Raw genomic sequence first — 16,120 nt, 5'->3', positions numbered from 1 at the left:
CGCCACGTGCGCGAGCGTTTACTCGAAGTGCGCAACGACGACGTTCGAAAAGTTCACGACGTACTCGCGACCGTCCGGTCCGGGAATCGGTTGCGTGTGACCGTTCCGGACGATCTGCGTGAGCCGCGGCGCGAGATCGGCGCAGGTCTCCGGCGTGACCGTGAGGGTGATCGGGTTCGGGTTGGCGGCGAGGAACAGCACGAGTTTGGTCATGCGTCCAGCAAACCGCGAACCGCCTGGCGCCAGAACGGTTTTCGCTGGTAGCGGTTCTGCCGTCAGCAGATCACCCGGCGAGCTTGTCCCAGTCGATCCGGTACAGCTGGAACTCCGGGTTGCGGTACACGGGGGTGAGGCCGTCGACCGAGTCGAGCTCCTTCAGCCCCTCCGCGCGCTTGAACTCCGCGATCATGCCCCAGCCGACCATCACGTACTTCACGTTGAGCGAGCGGATGGCCTCAGCGACCTGCCGGTCCTTCCCGAACCGGTTGAACTTCTCCAGCAGCAGCTCGCGCTTCGGCGGGGCGGCGCTGCCCTGGAAGTGGCCGATCACCGGACGCCTGCCCGAGATCGCGTACGACCACACCGTGCCGTCGCCGCGGTCGTTCATGATCAGCTCGCCGTTCTTGACGATCTTGCCGGTCTCGATCAGGCCCTGGTGCTCCAGCGGCGTGAGCACCGGGCTGTCGAACGTCCACGTCATGCGGTCGGCGTTGCGCGTCGCGTAGCCGTGGCTCTGGCCGAAGTAACCACCGGCCAGCACGATCGCCACGACCGCGAGCACGCTCATCGCGGTGCGGCGTGACCGCGTCGTCTCCGGCAGGCGCTGCAGCACCTTGTCGGTGACCGCGCGCGCGGCGGCTTGCAGTGCCCAGCCGGCGGCCAGCGTGGCGGGCAGGATGATGATGGCGGCCAGCCGGAACCGGTCGTTCCACCACGGCGAGGTGATCGCCTGCGCCCACGGGGCGTCCAGGCCCGCCGCGGCGACGAGGAGGCCGAGGAACAGCGCGTAGCCCGCGACCATCCAGCGCAACGCGCCGTCTTGCCACAGCAGGAGCAGACCGGCGATCGTGAACAGCGCCAGCAGCCACTGCGGCCACGGCGCGTCGCTGCCGAACAGGACCGCGTCACCGAACGCCCGCGACACCGACGTGACCGCCGGCCAGTCGAACGCGGCGGTGGCACCGGCCATCGTGCTCGCGCCCAGCAGGTACGCCGAGGCCAGCACGACGATCGCGACCGCCGCCACGGCGAGCCGCGGCAGCTCCTTGCGGACCCAGTCGCGCGGGTCGGTGATGAGCCGCTGCAGCACCAGGAACACGCCGAACCCGGCGGCGACGAACACCGACGCCGAGTGCGTGGCGGTCAGGCCGGCGCCGAGGAACGCGACCAGCACCCCGAGCCGGTCGGCGCGGGTGTCGAGCCAGCGCACCAGCACCGCGAAGAACGGCATGATCATCGCGAGCGCGGCGGCGTACGGGAAGAGCTGGCCCCACTGGTAGAGGTCCCAGGGGTAGTAGGCGAACGACGTGGACACCAGTGCGCTCGCGGCGGCGAAGCCCGCGGCACCGCCGATGGCCCTGACCAGCGCGATCGTGCCCAGCGGGATGGTCAGCGTGGTGGTGACGAGCATGCCCGTGTTGATCACACGCGGGACGTCGGCGCCACTGATGTGGTAGACGAGCGCCTCGAAGCAGTGGTAGGCGTTCGGGTAGAAGCTGCCGCCGGGGTTGTCCGGCGCGTCGATCCAGGCCAGCGCCCGCGGGCTGGAGTTGCCGGTCTCGGCGATGAGGCGGATCGCGTTCCCGTGGAACGGCGCGTCCCAGCCCTGGGGCACCGTGGCCAGGCCGTGCGTCGCGGCGCGCAGCACGAGCACCGCGACGATCGCGGCGACGACGACCGAGATGACCACCGTGAGGTGGCCGGACGCGGACCAGGGGTTCTGCGGGATGGTCAGCTCGTGGCCGCGGCGACGCAGCAGGAACACGGCGACGCCCATGACGCCGGTGATGACGACGCACCAGACGAGGAACGTCCACAGGTTCCACTGCACGCCGGCCAAGGGGAACACCGGTGCGGCGATGCCGACGAGGCTCATGGTGACCGCCGGGGCGGCACCGATGAGCAGCCAGCCCCGCAGACCCGCCGTCGCGGCCAGCGCCAGCCCCGGTACCCAGAGCAGCACGACCGTGACCAGAGCGGCCAACAGGGCCACTGCGTCCAGCATCGAAATCTCCTGCACCTTCACCAGGGCCGAGCGGCCCACGGCATCACTTGCGGAAGAACCGCTCCCGCTGCCCCAGCCGCACCAGCTTCAGCCACTCCACGAACCCCTTCGGGTCGCGCTTGACCCCGAGGAAGTACAGGCCGAACCGGAAGACCTCCAGCAGACCGAGCTTGCGCATCCCCGGCTGCGACAGGAGGTAACCGCGGTTGCGGTAGGTGTAGTAGCGCTTGATCGGGTTCTCCGGGTCCTGGGCGTGGAACTTGCCGCCCAGCATCGGCTTGAACTCGTCCGACCCGTCCGGGTGCACGTACGCGACCCGCAGCGAGGTGCCGAACGGGACGCCGGAGCGCACCAGCCGGCGGTGGATCTCCACCTCGTCACCGCGGAAGAACAGGCGGTAGTCCGGCACGCCCACGACGTCCAGCGTGGTCGCGCGGAACAGGGCGCCGTTGAACAGCGACGCGATGCCCGGCAGGAAGTCGGTGCCGAGCTCGGCCGCCGAGCGCTTCCACGTCAGGCCGCGGCGCAGCGGGAACGCGAGCTTGTCCGGCCGGTCGATGTTCGTGACGACCGGGGAGATGGCGGCCAGCTTGCGCCGTTCCGCCTCCTCCAGCAGCACTTCCAGCACGTTCTCGTCGGCGGGGCGGCCGTCGTCGTCGGCCAGCCACACCCAGTCCGCGCCCAGCGACAACGCGTGCAGCATGCCGAGCGCGAACCCGCCGGCACCGCCGAGGTTGCGGTGCGAGGCGAGGTAGGTGGTGGGGAGCGGGCACTGCTCGACCAGGTCGTCGACCGGCTGGTCGGGACCGTTGTCGACGACCACGAGGTGATCGGGGACGCGCGTCTGGGTCGAGAGCGCCTTCAGCGACTCGGCCAGCAGTTCCCTGCGGTGGCGGGTGACCACCACCGCGACCACGGAGCCCTTGGGCAGTGCCTGCACGTTCACGGTCTACTCGCCGCCATTTCCGCTGAGGACGGGGGTGTGGCCGAGCCTGGCCAGCTGTTCCGCGCTCATCCGCTCGAACGGGTCGTAACCCTTGTACGCGGTGAGCACTTCTCGCAGGTCCCCGTGCATTTTGACGTGGCCCTCGTCCATCCAGATCGCGGTGTTGCAGAACTCCATGAGGAACTCGTCGGAGTGGTTCGCGAACACCAGCAGACCGGAGCGGGCCACGAGGTCCTTGAGCCGGTCGCGGGCCTTCGCCAGGAACGCCGCGTCCACGGCGCCGATGCCCTCGTCCAGCAGGAGGATCTCCGGGTTGATCGACGTGACGACGCCCAGCGCCAGCCGGACGCGCATGCCCGTCGAGTACGTGCGCAGCGGCATCGACAGGTAGTCACCCAGTTCGGTGAACTGCGCGATGTCGTCGACCCGCTTTTCCATCTCCTTGCGGCTCATGCCGAGGAACAGGCCCCGGATCATGATGTTCTCGTAGCCGGAGATCTCCGGGTCCATGCCGACGCCGAGGTCGAAGACCGGCGCCACCTTGCCGATGATCCGCGAGTGACCGCGGGTCGGCTCGTAGATGCCGGCCAGCAGGCGCAGCAGGGTGGACTTGCCCGCGCCGTTGTGGCCGATCAGGCCGACGCGCTCACCGTCCTTGAGGGACAGCGTGATGTCGTGCAGTGCCTCGATGATCGGCACCCTGCCCTCGGAGCCGATCTTGCCGCCGACCTTGCCGAGTGCGAGCTTCTTCAGTGATCGGGACTTCGCGTCGAAGATCGGGAAGTCGACCGATGCGTTCCAGACGTCGATGCTGACCATGGATGTCTCGGCCTCCTTCTCAGACCCAGTACGAGACGCGGGCGCGGTAGTTGCGCAGGATGACCAGCGCACCGAACCAGCCGAGGACGGTGAACCCGCCCACGACGGCCCAGTGGTGCCAGTCGACGTAGTGGCCGAGCAGTGGCGCGCGGACCACCTCGACGAAGTGGTAGACCGGGTTCAGCTCGGCGATCAGCACGCGCCACTGGGAGTCCTCGCCGGTCTTGGTGACCTTGGTGAGGATGTCCGCGTCCCACACGATCGGCGTCATGAAGAACACCAGGTTGATGAAGCTGTTCACAACCGGCGGGATGTCGCGGAAGCGGGTGCTGATCACGCCGAACAGCAGCGCCACCCACACGGCGTTGACGGCCAGCAGCACGAAGGCGGGGATCGCCAGCAGGATGGTCCAGCTGATGCCGGGCTGCAGCGTCCCGCCCGCGGTCATCCGGTACGGCTCCGACAGCGTGCTGAAGAAGATCACCATGACGATCACGTAGATCACCAGGTTGTGCGCGAGGAACAGCACCTGGCGCCACACCATCCGCATCACGTGGACCGTGATCGGCGCCGGCAGGTGCTTGATCAGGCCCTCGTTGGCGATGAAGACGTCAGTGCCCTCGGTGACGCAGCCGAGGATGAAGTTCCAGATGATGAAGCCCGCGGTGATGTACGGCAGGAAGGCCGGCAGTTCCGCGTCCAGCAGCACCGAGTACAGCAGGCCCAGTGCGAGCGCCGTGGTCCCCATCGAGATGGTGATCCACAACGGACCGATGACCGACCGGCGGTAGCGCTGCTTGATGTCCTGCCAGCCGAGATGACCCCACAGCTCACGGTGGTCCCACGCTTCCCGCACGTCGGCGAACGCGCGCTTGAAGCTGCGCGACTTGACGGCAGGGGGCGCCTCAGCTTGGTCGAGCGTACTGGTGGCTTGCACGAGGACTGAGCGTACCGGCGCCTCAGGAGCCCCCAAGACGCCGGTACGTCACGGAGTGGTCACCGCGGCCAGATCTAGATCACGATCCGATCGAGGCAACCTTCACAGGTACTGGCCCGTCCCCTTGGGGCCGGGACCGCTGTCCGCGCCGTCGCCGCTGCCCGCGGGCAGTGCCCGGCCGCGCATCTGCTCCAGCTGGGCCCGTGCGGCCATCTGCTGGGCGAACAGCGCGGTCTGGATGCCGTGGAACAGCCCCTCCAGCCAGCCGACCAGCTGGGCCTGCGCGATCCGCAGCTCGGCGTCGGACGGCGTGCCCTCCTCGGTGAACGGCAGCGAGAGGCGTTCCAGCTCGTCGCGCAGTTCGGGGGCGAGGCCGTCCTCGAGCTCGTCGATGGACCGCTTGTGGATCTCCTTGAGCCGGTTGCGGCTGGCCTCGTCCAGAGGTGCGGCCCGCACCTCCTCGAGGAGCTGCTTGATCATCGTGCCGATCCGCATGACCTTCGCCGGCTGCTCCACCAGGTCGGTGAGGTCACCACCGCCGTCCGCCGCACCGACGACCACCACTGGCTGCTGCTCCTGGTTCATGCGCTCCATCCTGGTCCTCTGGTCACTTTTGACATTAGCCGGGTGCCCGCCTCGGTGGGGGCTGGACGACACCGGGTTTGCTCTCATACGTACGGTGTGTGGCATGGCGTTCGACGTCGCACGGGTACGAGGGCTCTTCCCCGCGCTCGGCGACGGCTGGGTCCACCTCGACGCACCGGCCGGCATGCAGGTGCCGGAACAGGTAGCCACCGCCGTCTCCACCGCGCTGCGCGCCCCCGTCTCCGGCCCCGGTGGCATCTTCCCGGCCTCCCAGCGCGCGGAGGCCATCGTCGACGCGGCCCGCCGCGCCGTGGCCGACGTGGTGGGCGGCGACCCCGCGGGCGTCGTGCTCGGTCCCTCCTCCGCGGTCCTGCTGCAACGGCTCGCCGACGCCATGACCGACGACTGGTTCATGGGCGACGAGGTCCTGGTTTCCCGCCTGGACCACCCGGCGAACATCGCACCGTGGCTGCGCGCCACCCAGCGCACCGGCAGCGTGGTCAAGTGGGCGGAGGTCGACATCGAGACGTGCGAGCTGCCCGGCTGGCAGTACGACGAGCTCGTCACCGACCGCACCAAGCTCATCGCCATCACCGCCGCCTCCGGCGTGGTCGGCACCCGCCCCGACCTGGCGAAGATCTCCGCGGTCGCCCGCGCGCACGGCTCCGTGATGGTGGTGGACGCCTCCTCGGCCGCCCCCTTCGTGCCCTTGGACATCGTTGGCATGGGCGCCGACGTGGTCGCCCTCTCCGCCGGCCAGTGGGGCGGCCCACCCGTCGCCGCCCTCGTCTTCCGCGACCCCTCGGTGCTCGAACGCCTGCCCTCCTGCTCGGTCGACCCCCTGGCCCGCGGCCCGGAACGCCTGGAGCTGGGCCCGCACGCCTACCCGATGCTCGCCGGCCTGGTCGCCTCCGTGGAGTACCTCGCCGAGCTCGACGACGCCGCCACCGGCACCCGCCGCGAACGCCTGCTCACCTCCCTGGGCTCGGTGAAGGCGTACCAGGCGGGCCTGCTCGCCAACCTCATCCACGAACTGCGTTCGCTGCGACACGTGATGGTGATCGGCGACGCCATGCGCCGAGTCCCGGCACTGGCGTTCACGATCGCCGGCGTCAAAGCCGAAGACGGCGTCGAACACCTCGCCTCCCGAGGCGTCTGCGCGTTCGCCGACCCCGGCCAGCACGGCGTGTTCTCGGTGCTCGGCGTGGGCGAGGTGGGCGGAGCCATCCGCGTCGGCCTCGCGCACTACACGAACGCCGTCGAGGTGGACGACCTGGTGCGGGCGGTCGCCGAGCTGGGCTGAGGCTTTCGGGAGACGAAGGTTGGACAACTCGCTCGCCTCGCTCGCCCGCGAGCTGGCGGACCTCTCGGCGCTGCAGCGGCTGAGCCCCCTGCTGTCGGAGTACCTGCCCTCGACCGCCGGCGACCTGCGGCCCGCCGAGCTGGTGGCGGTGCTGGACGAGGTCGTGCTCGGGGCGCGGACGGTGCTGGTGGAGCTCGGGTGCGGGTCGTCGTCGGTGCTGTTGGCGCGGTTGCTGGCGCGGCGTGGGTTCGGGCACCTGTTGTCGATTGAGCATGATGAGCGGATTGCGGCGTTTGTTGCCTCTCAGCTGCGGCGGGAGGGGTTGGGGGCCGTTGCGCGGGTCGTGCACGCGCCGTTGACGCGGCATCCGGCGGCGTTGTCGCGGCATGGGCAGTGGTACTCGCCGGAGCTCGTGCGGGATGAGGTGTCCGGGTTCGTGGATGCGTTCGGGTTGGTTGATCTGTTGGTGATCGACGGGCCTGGGGTGGGGGATTCGCGGTATCCGGCGGTTCCCGTGTTGCGTGGGGTGTTGGCGCCGGGGGCGACGGTGCTGGTCGATGATGCGGATCAGGTGGATGAGCGGGCGGTGCTGGTGAGGTGGTCCGAGGAGTTCGGGTTGGAGTTTCGGAACTCTCCGCGGACCTCGATTGCGTCGGCTGCTGCTCTCGCGTGAGGCCCGCCCTTGGGGGCGTGCTGTTCCTGGGGCTCCGCCCCAGACCCCGACACTCCCGAAGAAGCCACCAAACCCCCGCCACTCTCAGGTAGATGGCACGCCTGTTCCGTAGAGCGGCTGCGCGTTGCGTTGGTGGTTGCGCGGGACCGCTCGAGTTGGGCGGGCTGCTTTTCGTCTCGCCTTCGGCTCGATCAAAAGCAGGCGACTGCGGTGCGAAACCGCTGGTCTGCGAGCTCGCCGAAACTGTCAGACCCCCCGAGTAGCGTGGGTCGCGGGGGAGCCAAAAGCAGGGGGTACCCCTGCGTCAGCGTGCGATCAGCGCTCCCTCTTGAGCACCACCTTGCCGAACACGTCGCCCTCGTCCAGCAACCGGTGTGCCTCCGCCGCGTTCGGCATCGGCACCACCTGCCCCACCACGGGCTTGACCGCACCGCTCTCGATCAACGGCCACAGGTGCTCCCGCACCTGAGCCACGATCGCGCCCTTCCCCTCGACCGAGCGTCCCCGCAGGCCGGTCGCCATCACCGACGCGCGCTTCGTCAGCAGCTTGCCGATCGGCAGCTCGCCCTTCACGCCGCCCTGCATGCCGATGATCATCAGCCTGCCGTCGGGGGCGAGCACGTCGATGTTGCGGCCGAGGTAGGAGGCGCCCATGTTGTCGAGCACGACGTCGGCCTGCTTGACCTCGGCCACGAAGTCCTGGGTCTTGTAGTTCACGGTGATGTCGGCGCCCAGCTCGGCGCAGCGGGCCAGCCGTTCGTCGGAGCCCGCGGTGGCCGCGACCGTGGCGCCCAGGGCCTTCGCGACCTGGATGGCGTGCGTGCCGATGCCGCCCGCGCCGCCGTGGACCAGGAAGGTTTCGCCCAGCTTGAGGCGGCCGTCCATCACGACGTTCGACCACACCGTGCACGCGACCTCGGGCAGGGAGGCGGCGGTGACCAGGTCGACGCCCGCAGGGAGCGGCAACACCTGCGGAGCCGGGACGGCGACCTTTTCCGCGTAGCCGCCGCCTGCGAGCAGTGCGCACACCTCGTCGCCCACCGTGAAGCCGGTCACGCCCTCGCCGAGAGCGGCGATCGTGCCGGAGCACTCCAGGCCGATGATGTCCGGCGCGCCGGGCGGGGGTGGGTAGAAGCCCTGCCGCTGCAGCAGGTCCGCGCGGTTGACGGCGGAGGCGGCCACGTCGATCAGCACCTCGCCGGGGCCCGGCGACGGGTCGGGGACCTCGGTCCACTCGAGCACGTCCGGGCCGCCGGGTTCGCGAACAGTGATGGCATGCATGCGGTCGACCGTAATCACAATCGACAGGTCCGGCACCATTCGGAGCATGAACGCCTGGCCCCTGCGGAACCTGGTCCTGACCACGCCGCGCCTCGAACTGCGGCCCGATGACGACGAGGGGTTGTACGAGCTCGTCGACGTGGCGAAGGAAGGGGTGCACGCGCCGGACGAGATGCCGTTCAACGTGCCGTGGACCGACCAGCTGTCCGACGACGGTGGGCGGAGCATGGTCCAGTTCTTCTGGGCGACGCGGGCCAAGGTGGCGGCGGGGAGCTGGGCGGTTGCGTTCCTCGTGCGGCACGAGGGCAAGGTCGTCGGGGTGCAGGAGCTCAGCGCGCGTGACTTCGCGGTGCTGCGTGAGGTGAACACGGGGTCGTGGCTCGGGCAGAAGTTCCACGGGCAGGGGTTCGGCACGGAGATGCGGGTGGCTGTTCTCCAGTTCGCGTTCGACCACCTGGGTGCGCGCATCGCTCGATCGGCGGCATGGGTGGGGAACCGGGCTTCGAACCGGGTCAGCGAGAAGCTCGGTTATCTGCCGGACGGCACGACGGCCGCGGCGCCGCGGGGAGAGCGGCTTGAGCACGTGCGATTGCGGTTGGACGCGGCGGACTTCGTGCGGCCGGGGTGGGAGACGGAGGTGGGCGGGCTCGCGGAGTGTGTTCAGCTGCTCACCAGCTGAACTCCCGCCGACCGACGGATTGTGGCCCCGGTCTCCTTTTTGTGAGGGTTGCCCCACCTCGAACGAAGGGGAACGTTCATGTCAGGCAGATCCAAGCTGGCGGCAGTGCTGGCCATCTCAGCATTAGTCGCCGCCCCAACCGCCACCGCGTCCGCCGCCAGTGAACCCGCAGGCCCCGCGCTCGCCAAGAAGCTCGCGAAGAAGGTGACCGTCGAGGGCGTCAACCGGCACCTCATCGCGTTCCAGCGCATCTCGGACCGCAACGGCGGCAACCGGGCCGCGCTGACCCCCGGTTACAACGCGAGCGTCGACTACGTGGCGGGCAAGCTCCGCGACGAAGGCTTCATCGTGAGCACGCCGACGTTCGACTTCGACGTGATGGTCACCGACGCCGAGCGCGCGACCGTCGCCGGGGTGAACTACCAGGCGCTGATCTTGACCGCCTCGCCGCAGACCCCGGCCGGCGGCATCACCGGGCCGCTGCGCGTCGTCCCCGAGGACGCCACCACCGGATGTGAGGCGACCGACTTCGCCGGTCAGGACTTCGCCGGCTCGGTCGCCCTGATCCGCCGCGGTGGCTGCACGTTCGAGCAGAAGCACCTCAACGCGGCCGCCGCCGGTGCGATCGCCGTGCTGGTCTCCAACAACGTCGCCGGCCCGCTGTCCAACGTGACGCTGACCAACCCCGGCGTGATCCCGACCGGCGGTGTCTCGCAGGCCGACGGCACCACGCTGGCCACGAAGGCCGGCTCGCCGGTCACCGTCGACATGCGCTTCCACACCGAGGTCCGCACCGAGCGCAACGTCATCGCCGAGACCCGCACCGGCCGCAAGAACAACGTCGTCATGGCCGGCGCGCACCTCGACAGCGTCGAGCTCGGCGCCGGCATCAACGACAACGGCACCGGCTCGGCCGCGTTGCTGGAGACCGCGCTGCAGCTCGGGTCCCGCCCGAAGGTCGACAACGCCGTCCGGTTCGCCTGGTGGGGCGCCGAGGAGCGGGGCCTGATCGGTTCGACGAAGTGGGTGGAGTCGCTGACGTTCGAGCAGCAGCTCGACATCGCCCTGTACCTGAACTTCGACATGGTCGGCTCCCCGAACGCCGCCTACTTCATCTACGACGGCGACAACTCCGACGGCGTCGGAGCGGGCCCCGGCCCGTACGGCTCGGCGCAGATCGAGAAGGCCTTCGCCGACTACTTCGCCGCCAAGGGCGTCCCGACCGAGGGCACCGACTTCTCCGGCCGCTCCGACTACGGCGAGTTCATCGCCCAGGGCATCCCCGCCGGTGGCCTCTTCACCGGCGCGGAAGGCGTCAAGACCGCCGCCCAGGCCGCCAAGTGGGGCGGCACGGCCGGCATCGCCTACGACCCGTGCTACCACGCGGCGTGCGACAACCTCGGCAACGTCGACCGGGTGGCACTCGGCCGCAACGCCGGCGCCATCGCGTTCGTGACCGCCTCCTACGGCGTCTCGACCGAGGACGTCAACGGCGTGCCTCCGCGCGCCAAGCGGGCCGAGGCGCGTGCAACTGCGGCCAAGGTCCAGTCCGCCGCGCACGACCACGACCACTCGCACCTGGCCGTGGCATAACAGCTCGTTCCGCTGCACAAAGGGGCTCGGCACCGCACGTGCCGGGCCCCTTCCGCGTTGCCTCGAACGAGCGGTCTGCGTTCGTTCCGGCCGACGCCGGACGATCACTGCCGCTACGGTGACCTCGTGCTCAGTGCGTGGGGCCTGACCAAGGCCTATGGGGGTCGCACGGTCGTCGACCAGGTGGGCTTCGAGCTCCAGCCGGGCACCGTGACGGCCTTCCTCGGCCCGAACGGTGCCGGCAAGTCGACCACCCTGCGGATGATCACCGGGCTGACCCACCCCGACCGCGGCCAGGCAACGGTCTCCGGCCGCCCGTTCACCGCGTGGCCCAACCCGTCCCACGTCGCCGGCGTGCTCCTCGACGCCGCCGCCGTCCACCCCGGCCGCAGCGGCCGCGGCCACCTCCGCACGGCAGCCACCCTCGCCGGCGTCCCGGCTCGCCGCGCGGACGAGGTGCTGGAAACCGTCGGCCTCGCCGACGCCGCCACCCGCAAGATCGGCAAGTACAGCCTCGGCATGCGCCAGCGCCTGGGCATCGCCCACGCCCTGCTCACCGACCCACCGCTGCTGATCCTCGACGAGCCCATCAACGGCCTCGACCCGGAAGGCATCCGCGCCGTCCGCAACCTCCTGCGCGGCCACGCCTCCCGCGGCGGCACCGTCCTGCTCTCCAGCCACGTCCTGTCCGAAGTGGACCAGACAGCCGACCGCGTCCTGGTGATCGGCAACGGCCGCATCGTCGCCGACGGCCCACTGGCCAGCCTCACCACGTCCTCGCGCTCCCTGGTCCGCGCCAAGGACATGAACCGCCTCGCCGAGTCCCTGCAACGCGTCGGCATCGCCATCCAGCCAGCGCCGGACGGCTACATCGCCGCCCACGCTCCGGTCGAACGCGTCTCCGACGTCACCTTCGCCGCCGGCATCCCGTTGCTGGGCCTGCGCGAGGAACAGATGAACCTGGAAGACCTGTTCTTCCGGCTGACCGGGGGAGGCCCGGCATGACCCACGGCTTCCCACCGCAGCAGACGTTTCCCGGTCCGCCTGTGCCCGGTCCGCCGCCCGTTCACCAACCCGGCATGCCCCCTGCTCAGCCAGGAATGCCCGCCGCCGGCCCCGCCGCGGGCCCGTGGGCAGCCCGCGCCGCGCGGCGCTCCCCGTTCTGGCGCCTGGTGGCCGTCGAGGCCCGCAAACTCGTCGGCACCCGCTCCGACAAGCTCGTCCTGGCCTTCTCACCGATCTTCCTGGTCGGCCTGATGATGCTGTTCACGCTCCCGCAGTCCAACCTCGCAAGCGCCGGCAAGCAGATCGGCCCACTGCTGATCGTCGTCCAACTGGGCCTGCTGCTGGTCTTCTCCACCGTGATCAAGCTCGTGGCCGGCGAGTGGCAGTACAAGAGCGTGCAACCGACGCTCCTGGTCCAGCCCTCCCGCATGCGCTACTTCCTGGCCCAGGGCACCGTGCTCGCCGGCGTGTGGCTGCTGTGCTCGGCGTTCACCTTCATCCTGTTCCCGCTCCTGATCAAGACCGCCGCCACCGGCCTCAACCACAACTACCTGCTCGGCATGCGCCCCCGCTGGGTCCTCGGCGTCACCCTGCTCGCCACCGCCCTGGTCCTGCTCACCGCACTGATCGTCTCGCTGCTGGTCCCCAACACCGGCGGCGCGCTGACGGTGTTCTTCATCGTGGTCCCCCTCCTCGCGCTGGCCCGCTTCAGCCTGCCGGAGGTGTTCGGCCTGATCTACCCGCTGGAACCGGCCTGGCACCTCGCCGGCCTGGGCACAGGCTGGCTGGCCACCATCAGCTCGTCCCTGCTCTGGCTCGTCCTGCTGGCCATCGCCCTGTTCCGCCTCCAACGCCGCGACGCGGGCTGATCAGCTCGCCCTGCTCCCACCGTTCTCGTCGATCAACGGCAACAACTTCTCCGCCGCCTCCCTGGCCGGCGGGCAGAAGTCCTTCATCGCCCGGTCGATCGGCTGGTCCACGTCCTGCGCGGTCAACGCGACGGACTCGTCGAGGTCCATCGCACCCTGCACCTCGAGCGGCAGCTCAGCCCCGGTGTCCACGGTGACGAAGCAGTACTGGTTGACCTCACCGGTGATGACCGTGGTCGCGTAGTACCGGTCCAACAGGATCGACCGCTGGAAGTAGTCCCCGGCCCCGCGGTCCCCGTTCCACACGTCCACGAAGTGCCGCGCATTCGACTTCCGCCCGGCACCCGGCCCGAGCAGGCTGATGGTGAGCGTCCCCCACTCCGCCTCCGCACGACAGCCGGACATGGTCGTGTTCGGCTTCTTCGTGAGGTTCAGCATCGACTGCAGGTCGGACGGCAACGTCTCGCAGGTGTTGTCGAACACCGGCTCGCGCTTGAGGTTGAAGTCGAGGTTGTCGTAGGCGATCGCCCGCGGGTCCAGCTTCGGCGCTGGCGAGGCCATCGGCGGCTCCGGTGGCGCGGTGCAGGCGCCGAGTGCGGCGGTGGCGGCCAGAAGGGCGATAACTGCGCGCGTCCCCATGATCAGTAGTGGAGCACATCCGGCGCACGCGGGTGTTCAAATGCAGCTGGTCACCCACGTCCAGGTGACATCAGGTGACATGCGGTGTGTCGGCGCTTTCCACCGACACACTTTCAGTCATGGAGCGGAAGAGACGGGAGGGCTTTCGCACCCTGTTGCCGACGTCGTTACCGCAGGTTCTAAAGATGAGCTCATGGCTGCGCTAACGAAAGGGCTTTTGAACCCAACCCCACAAGTGAAGCGGCTGCTTGACCTAGCGTCTGAGTGGCGATAGCGAGCAAGCCAACCCGAGAAGGTTCGGAAGCGTCGCGCCTAGCTCGGACACACGAAGCACCCTGCCGAGTGATCTCGGTAGGGCGCTTCGTCATTCGGCTAAAGCTCGTCTACTCGAACCGCTGCCCAGATCCTCTGGAACCGGTCAAGGTCATTTCTATGATCGACAAAGCGAGCAATGCTTAGAGCAGTCCATTCAAGTCTTCAAAGAGCTTCTCAAACCGATTGAGCGCCTCATCCTGGCCAGGAAGGGTGAGTTTGCTCGCCTGTTCGAGCAGATAGCGGGACGGCGCGAAGTGGTCGTACTCAGGAACTCTTGCAGGCAGAGTGCGGAAGTAGTCCTCAACCTCGGACGTGACGCGCTCCGGCGCATCACCAGGCTTGGTCTTAGGCATCGCCTGCTTTGCGGTCAGCCCGTAGGTTGCCTTCACCAACTCCGTATAGAAACCGCGCCCGAGCATGTCTTCTACATCTGCCTCAGCTGCGCCATCGCAGTACATGTCCGCGGTGAAAACATGTCCGTCTTGAAGCAGCTCAGACTCTCGCAGCTCTCGAACCTTCCTCTTGTCACCCTGACCATGATCGGTCAGGACGGCGACGTGGAGCCGATTCCCGCCGAACAAGGCCATAAAGCTGGGAACCTTAGTGATGCCACCGCAGGGCGTAACCGTCCATCGTTTGTCGAGTGCGGTACGTCCTTGCGCACGTAGCTGCTCTGACGCCCACTGAAGGTAAAGCAGATCAGAAGGCCCTTCGACCAGCAGACAGTCCTTGCCAATGAACAATGTCTGGGTGAGTTCGTAGCCGAGCGCAGCCTGCAGCGGGAACAGTGTGTCACCGTCTGCACTCAGAGCCCGGTCGCCAACCTTGGTACCCAAAACCTCATCATCTTCACCAGTTGCATCTTCCACCGTGCGGCACGACAGAAGGTCAGCCGGATCAATCATGAAAGGCGAGTGTGTGGTGTAGAGAACCTGATAGTTTGGCACCAGTTCAGTCTTCATGTAACGCAGCAAGTCAGCCTGCGCTCGCGCGTGCAGTGTCAAACCTGGCTCATCGAGAAGCACGACAAGGTTTTCACCATGCAGACGCTGCACCTCAGAGAACCACACTAGAAACGAGAAGAACCAGATGAACCCGGTACTGCGCTCATCGAGCCTGATCGTGGCTTCGTGTCGCATGTTCTCGATGCGGGTCTGAAAAACCTTGCCCGTATTGAAGGGCGCAGGGTCACCGGGGCTGGCCTCGTCGAAACGAAACCTAACCTTGAGATGCCTATTTTGCGACCAGTATTTGAAAATCTTCTTGGAAAGACGCGTCTCTACAGCTTCAAGCTTGCTAATCAGCTGCTCCGAGGTGCTGATCTGACTGATCGCCACGGGGGTCGTATTAACCATAGACAACAGAGCCAGAAAAACTCTCGACCCTTGCAGCTGATCAAGCTGATTCGCTTGCTGCATTTGCACCAGCTGATTCAAGGAAACTTTTCCTGGAAGTCGATCGTACTGCGAGTAATATACAAACTGCGGCACACGCTGCCGCAGGTATCCGACTACCTTGCCTCGCAGACTTCCCGACCATTTTTCCTTCAGTTCTGACAAGAACGCTTCTTGCCTCGGCGTGCGCTCGTCCATCGCTTCGAGCTTCCGAAAAAGCAGCTTCGTGGTCGTGATTCCCTGAAGCTCAGCCTTCTCAGTTTTTTCAAGGCCAGAGTTCACGACCGCAAGCCGCACCGCCTCTTGCACGTTCAGCGGCAAGGTCCACACGAGCTCATTGTCGTAGTTCTTAACTACAGTAATGACATCGGAAGTGAAGACACCTTCACCGCCGCAGAGCTCTTGTAGGTACTTCAGCTCTTCCTGGTCTAGCTTCCATTCAGTCGACAGACCGATATCGACTTTGTCTGACTCCTCATACTCCGACCAGTTCATTCTGGGGTACTCAGTGTCACGAAAGCTGCTGCGCTCCTTGACCACAGAGTCAAGTTTTTCCAGGGCTTCAAGTACCGCAGTCTTACCCGACTCGTTCTTTCCAACAAGACAGGTCAGGTCGCCAACAGTGAACCACCCGGAATCGAGAACGGACTTGAAATTGGTGACCCGGGCTTTGATCAGGCGCACGACACTCTCCCCTATCAACACAAGCGGAAAACGTTCCCTGCCGGCTCTCGCCTCCCGATGGCAAACACATCGGCGAAGGTGTGATCTACGTTACCGATTACACGTGGCCACGAATGGGTGAAATGCACTGCGTGTTCGAACATGTGCATGGCGTTACTGCAGTCTTTGGGGTCG

At 67.5% G+C, this 16,120-nt stretch carries 15 protein-coding genes; 6 read left to right on the top strand and 9 right to left on the bottom strand.

From position 1 onward, the window contains the following. Positions 1–18 precede the first annotated feature (18 nt). From BBK82_RS13705 to BBK82_RS13680, 6 genes are all read right to left on the bottom strand, one after another. Positions 19–213 (bottom strand): hypothetical protein, encoded by a 195-nt coding sequence (locus tag BBK82_RS13705; protein WP_065915368.1) that lies wholly within the window; start codon positions 211–213, stop codon positions 19–21. A gap of 70 nt (positions 214–283) precedes the next feature. Further along, on the bottom strand, positions 284–2,224 hold the full coding sequence (locus BBK82_RS13700; protein ID WP_154697300.1) for a DUF6541 family protein: 1,941 nt from the start codon (positions 2,222–2,224) through the stop codon (positions 284–286). A 43-nt stretch (positions 2,225–2,267) separates the two neighbouring features. After that, complete coding sequence (glfT1, locus tag BBK82_RS13695; RefSeq protein WP_065921039.1) at positions 2,268–3,164, bottom strand: galactofuranosyltransferase GlfT1; 897 nt, start codon at positions 3,162–3,164, stop codon at positions 2,268–2,270. Positions 3,165–3,173: 9 nt separating this feature from the next. Then, positions 3,174–3,989, bottom strand: a complete 816-nt coding sequence (gene wzt, locus BBK82_RS13690; RefSeq protein ID WP_065915366.1) for a galactan export ABC transporter ATP-binding subunit Wzt/RfbE — start codon at positions 3,987–3,989, stop codon at positions 3,174–3,176. 19 nt (positions 3,990–4,008) lie between these two features. Beyond that, on the bottom strand, positions 4,009–4,926 hold the full coding sequence (wzm, locus tag BBK82_RS13685) for a galactan export ABC transporter permease subunit Wzm/RfbD (RefSeq protein ID WP_065915365.1): 918 nt from the start codon (positions 4,924–4,926) through the stop codon (positions 4,009–4,011). 102 nt (positions 4,927–5,028) lie between these two features. After that, the gene (locus tag BBK82_RS13680) at positions 5,029–5,511 is read right to left on the bottom strand and encodes a bacterial proteasome activator family protein (RefSeq protein WP_065921038.1); all 483 of its coding nucleotides are present in this window, start codon (positions 5,509–5,511) and stop codon (positions 5,029–5,031) included. A gap of 103 nt (positions 5,512–5,614) precedes the next feature. Between BBK82_RS13680 and BBK82_RS13675 the strand changes: the two genes are divergently transcribed. Together BBK82_RS13675 and BBK82_RS13670 are read left to right on the top strand one after the other, a co-directional pair. Then, positions 5,615–6,814, top strand: a complete 1,200-nt coding sequence (locus BBK82_RS13675; protein ID WP_065915364.1) for a cysteine desulfurase-like protein — start codon at positions 5,615–5,617, stop codon at positions 6,812–6,814. A gap of 19 nt (positions 6,815–6,833) precedes the next feature. Next, positions 6,834–7,487 carry a class I SAM-dependent methyltransferase gene (locus tag BBK82_RS13670; RefSeq protein WP_065915363.1) on the top strand — a complete coding sequence of 218 codons (654 nt, stop codon included), beginning with the start codon at positions 6,834–6,836 and terminating at the stop codon, positions 7,485–7,487. 315 nt (positions 7,488–7,802) lie between these two features. On the opposite strand, the gene BBK82_RS13665 is transcribed toward BBK82_RS13670, so the two are convergent. Beyond that, the gene (locus BBK82_RS13665; protein WP_065921037.1) at positions 7,803–8,768 is read right to left on the bottom strand and encodes an NAD(P)H-quinone oxidoreductase; all 966 of its coding nucleotides are present in this window, start codon (positions 8,766–8,768) and stop codon (positions 7,803–7,805) included. Positions 8,769–8,814: 46 nt separating this feature from the next. On the opposite strand from BBK82_RS13665, the gene BBK82_RS13660 reads away from it, so the two are divergent. The 4 genes from BBK82_RS13660 to BBK82_RS13645 all read left to right on the top strand — a co-directional run bounded on the left by BBK82_RS13660 (position 8,815) and on the right by BBK82_RS13645 (position 12,914). Continuing rightward, positions 8,815–9,447: a GNAT family N-acetyltransferase gene (locus BBK82_RS13660; RefSeq protein ID WP_065915362.1), complete on the top strand. Its 633-nt coding sequence runs from the start codon at positions 8,815–8,817 to the stop codon at positions 9,445–9,447. Between the two features lie 78 nt (positions 9,448–9,525). Next, complete coding sequence (locus BBK82_RS13655) at positions 9,526–11,040, top strand: M28 family metallopeptidase (protein ID WP_065915361.1); 1,515 nt, start codon at positions 9,526–9,528, stop codon at positions 11,038–11,040. A gap of 126 nt (positions 11,041–11,166) precedes the next feature. Then, positions 11,167–12,045 carry an ABC transporter ATP-binding protein gene (locus BBK82_RS13650; protein WP_065915360.1) on the top strand — a complete coding sequence of 293 codons (879 nt, stop codon included), beginning with the start codon at positions 11,167–11,169 and terminating at the stop codon, positions 12,043–12,045. A 74-nt stretch (positions 12,046–12,119) separates the two neighbouring features. Then, a complete protein-coding gene (locus BBK82_RS13645) occupies positions 12,120–12,914 on the top strand; it encodes a hypothetical protein (RefSeq protein ID WP_154697299.1) in 795 nt (264 codons plus the stop codon). Here BBK82_RS13645 and BBK82_RS13640 read toward each other — a convergent pair whose 3' ends face one another. Further along, positions 12,915–13,553 carry a hypothetical protein gene (locus BBK82_RS13640; RefSeq protein WP_154697298.1) on the bottom strand — a complete coding sequence of 213 codons (639 nt, stop codon included), beginning with the start codon at positions 13,551–13,553 and terminating at the stop codon, positions 12,915–12,917. Between the two features lie 455 nt (positions 13,554–14,008). Further along, positions 14,009–15,946, bottom strand: coding sequence for an AAA family ATPase (locus BBK82_RS13635; protein ID WP_065915357.1), 1,938 nt, complete (start codon positions 15,944–15,946; stop codon positions 14,009–14,011). Between the last annotated feature and the right edge of the window lie 174 nt (positions 15,947–16,120).

The organism is Lentzea guizhouensis (genome assembly GCF_001701025.1).
Lineage (GTDB): Bacteria > Actinomycetota > Actinomycetes > Mycobacteriales > Pseudonocardiaceae > Lentzea > Lentzea guizhouensis.
Note: the sequence above shows the minus strand (reverse complement) of the source record. Positions and strands in the feature narration are given on the sequence as shown.

Coding starts and splice junctions, on each gene's coding strand:
- wzt (WP_065915366.1), bottom strand. CDS start 3,989: ATGGTCAGCATCGACGTCTGGAACGCATCGGTCGACTTCCCGATCTTC.
- BBK82_RS13665 (WP_065921037.1), bottom strand. CDS start 8,768: ATGCATGCCATCACTGTTCGCGAACCCGGCGGCCCGGACGTGCTCGAG.
- BBK82_RS13640 (WP_154697298.1), bottom strand. CDS start 13,553: ATGGGGACGCGCGCAGTTATCGCCCTTCTGGCCGCCACCGCCGCACTC.
- BBK82_RS13705 (WP_065915368.1), bottom strand. CDS start 213: ATGACCAAACTCGTGCTGTTCCTCGCCGCCAACCCGAACCCGATCACC.
- BBK82_RS13675 (WP_065915364.1), top strand. CDS start 5,615: ATGGCGTTCGACGTCGCACGGGTACGAGGGCTCTTCCCCGCGCTCGGC.
- BBK82_RS13655 (WP_065915361.1), top strand. CDS start 9,526: ATGTCAGGCAGATCCAAGCTGGCGGCAGTGCTGGCCATCTCAGCATTA.
- BBK82_RS13680 (WP_065921038.1), bottom strand. CDS start 5,511: ATGAACCAGGAGCAGCAGCCAGTGGTGGTCGTCGGTGCGGCGGACGGC.
- BBK82_RS13700 (WP_154697300.1), bottom strand. CDS start 2,224: ATGCTGGACGCAGTGGCCCTGTTGGCCGCTCTGGTCACGGTCGTGCTG.
- BBK82_RS13660 (WP_065915362.1), top strand. CDS start 8,815: ATGAACGCCTGGCCCCTGCGGAACCTGGTCCTGACCACGCCGCGCCTC.
- BBK82_RS13645 (WP_154697299.1), top strand. CDS start 12,120: ATGCCCCCTGCTCAGCCAGGAATGCCCGCCGCCGGCCCCGCCGCGGGC.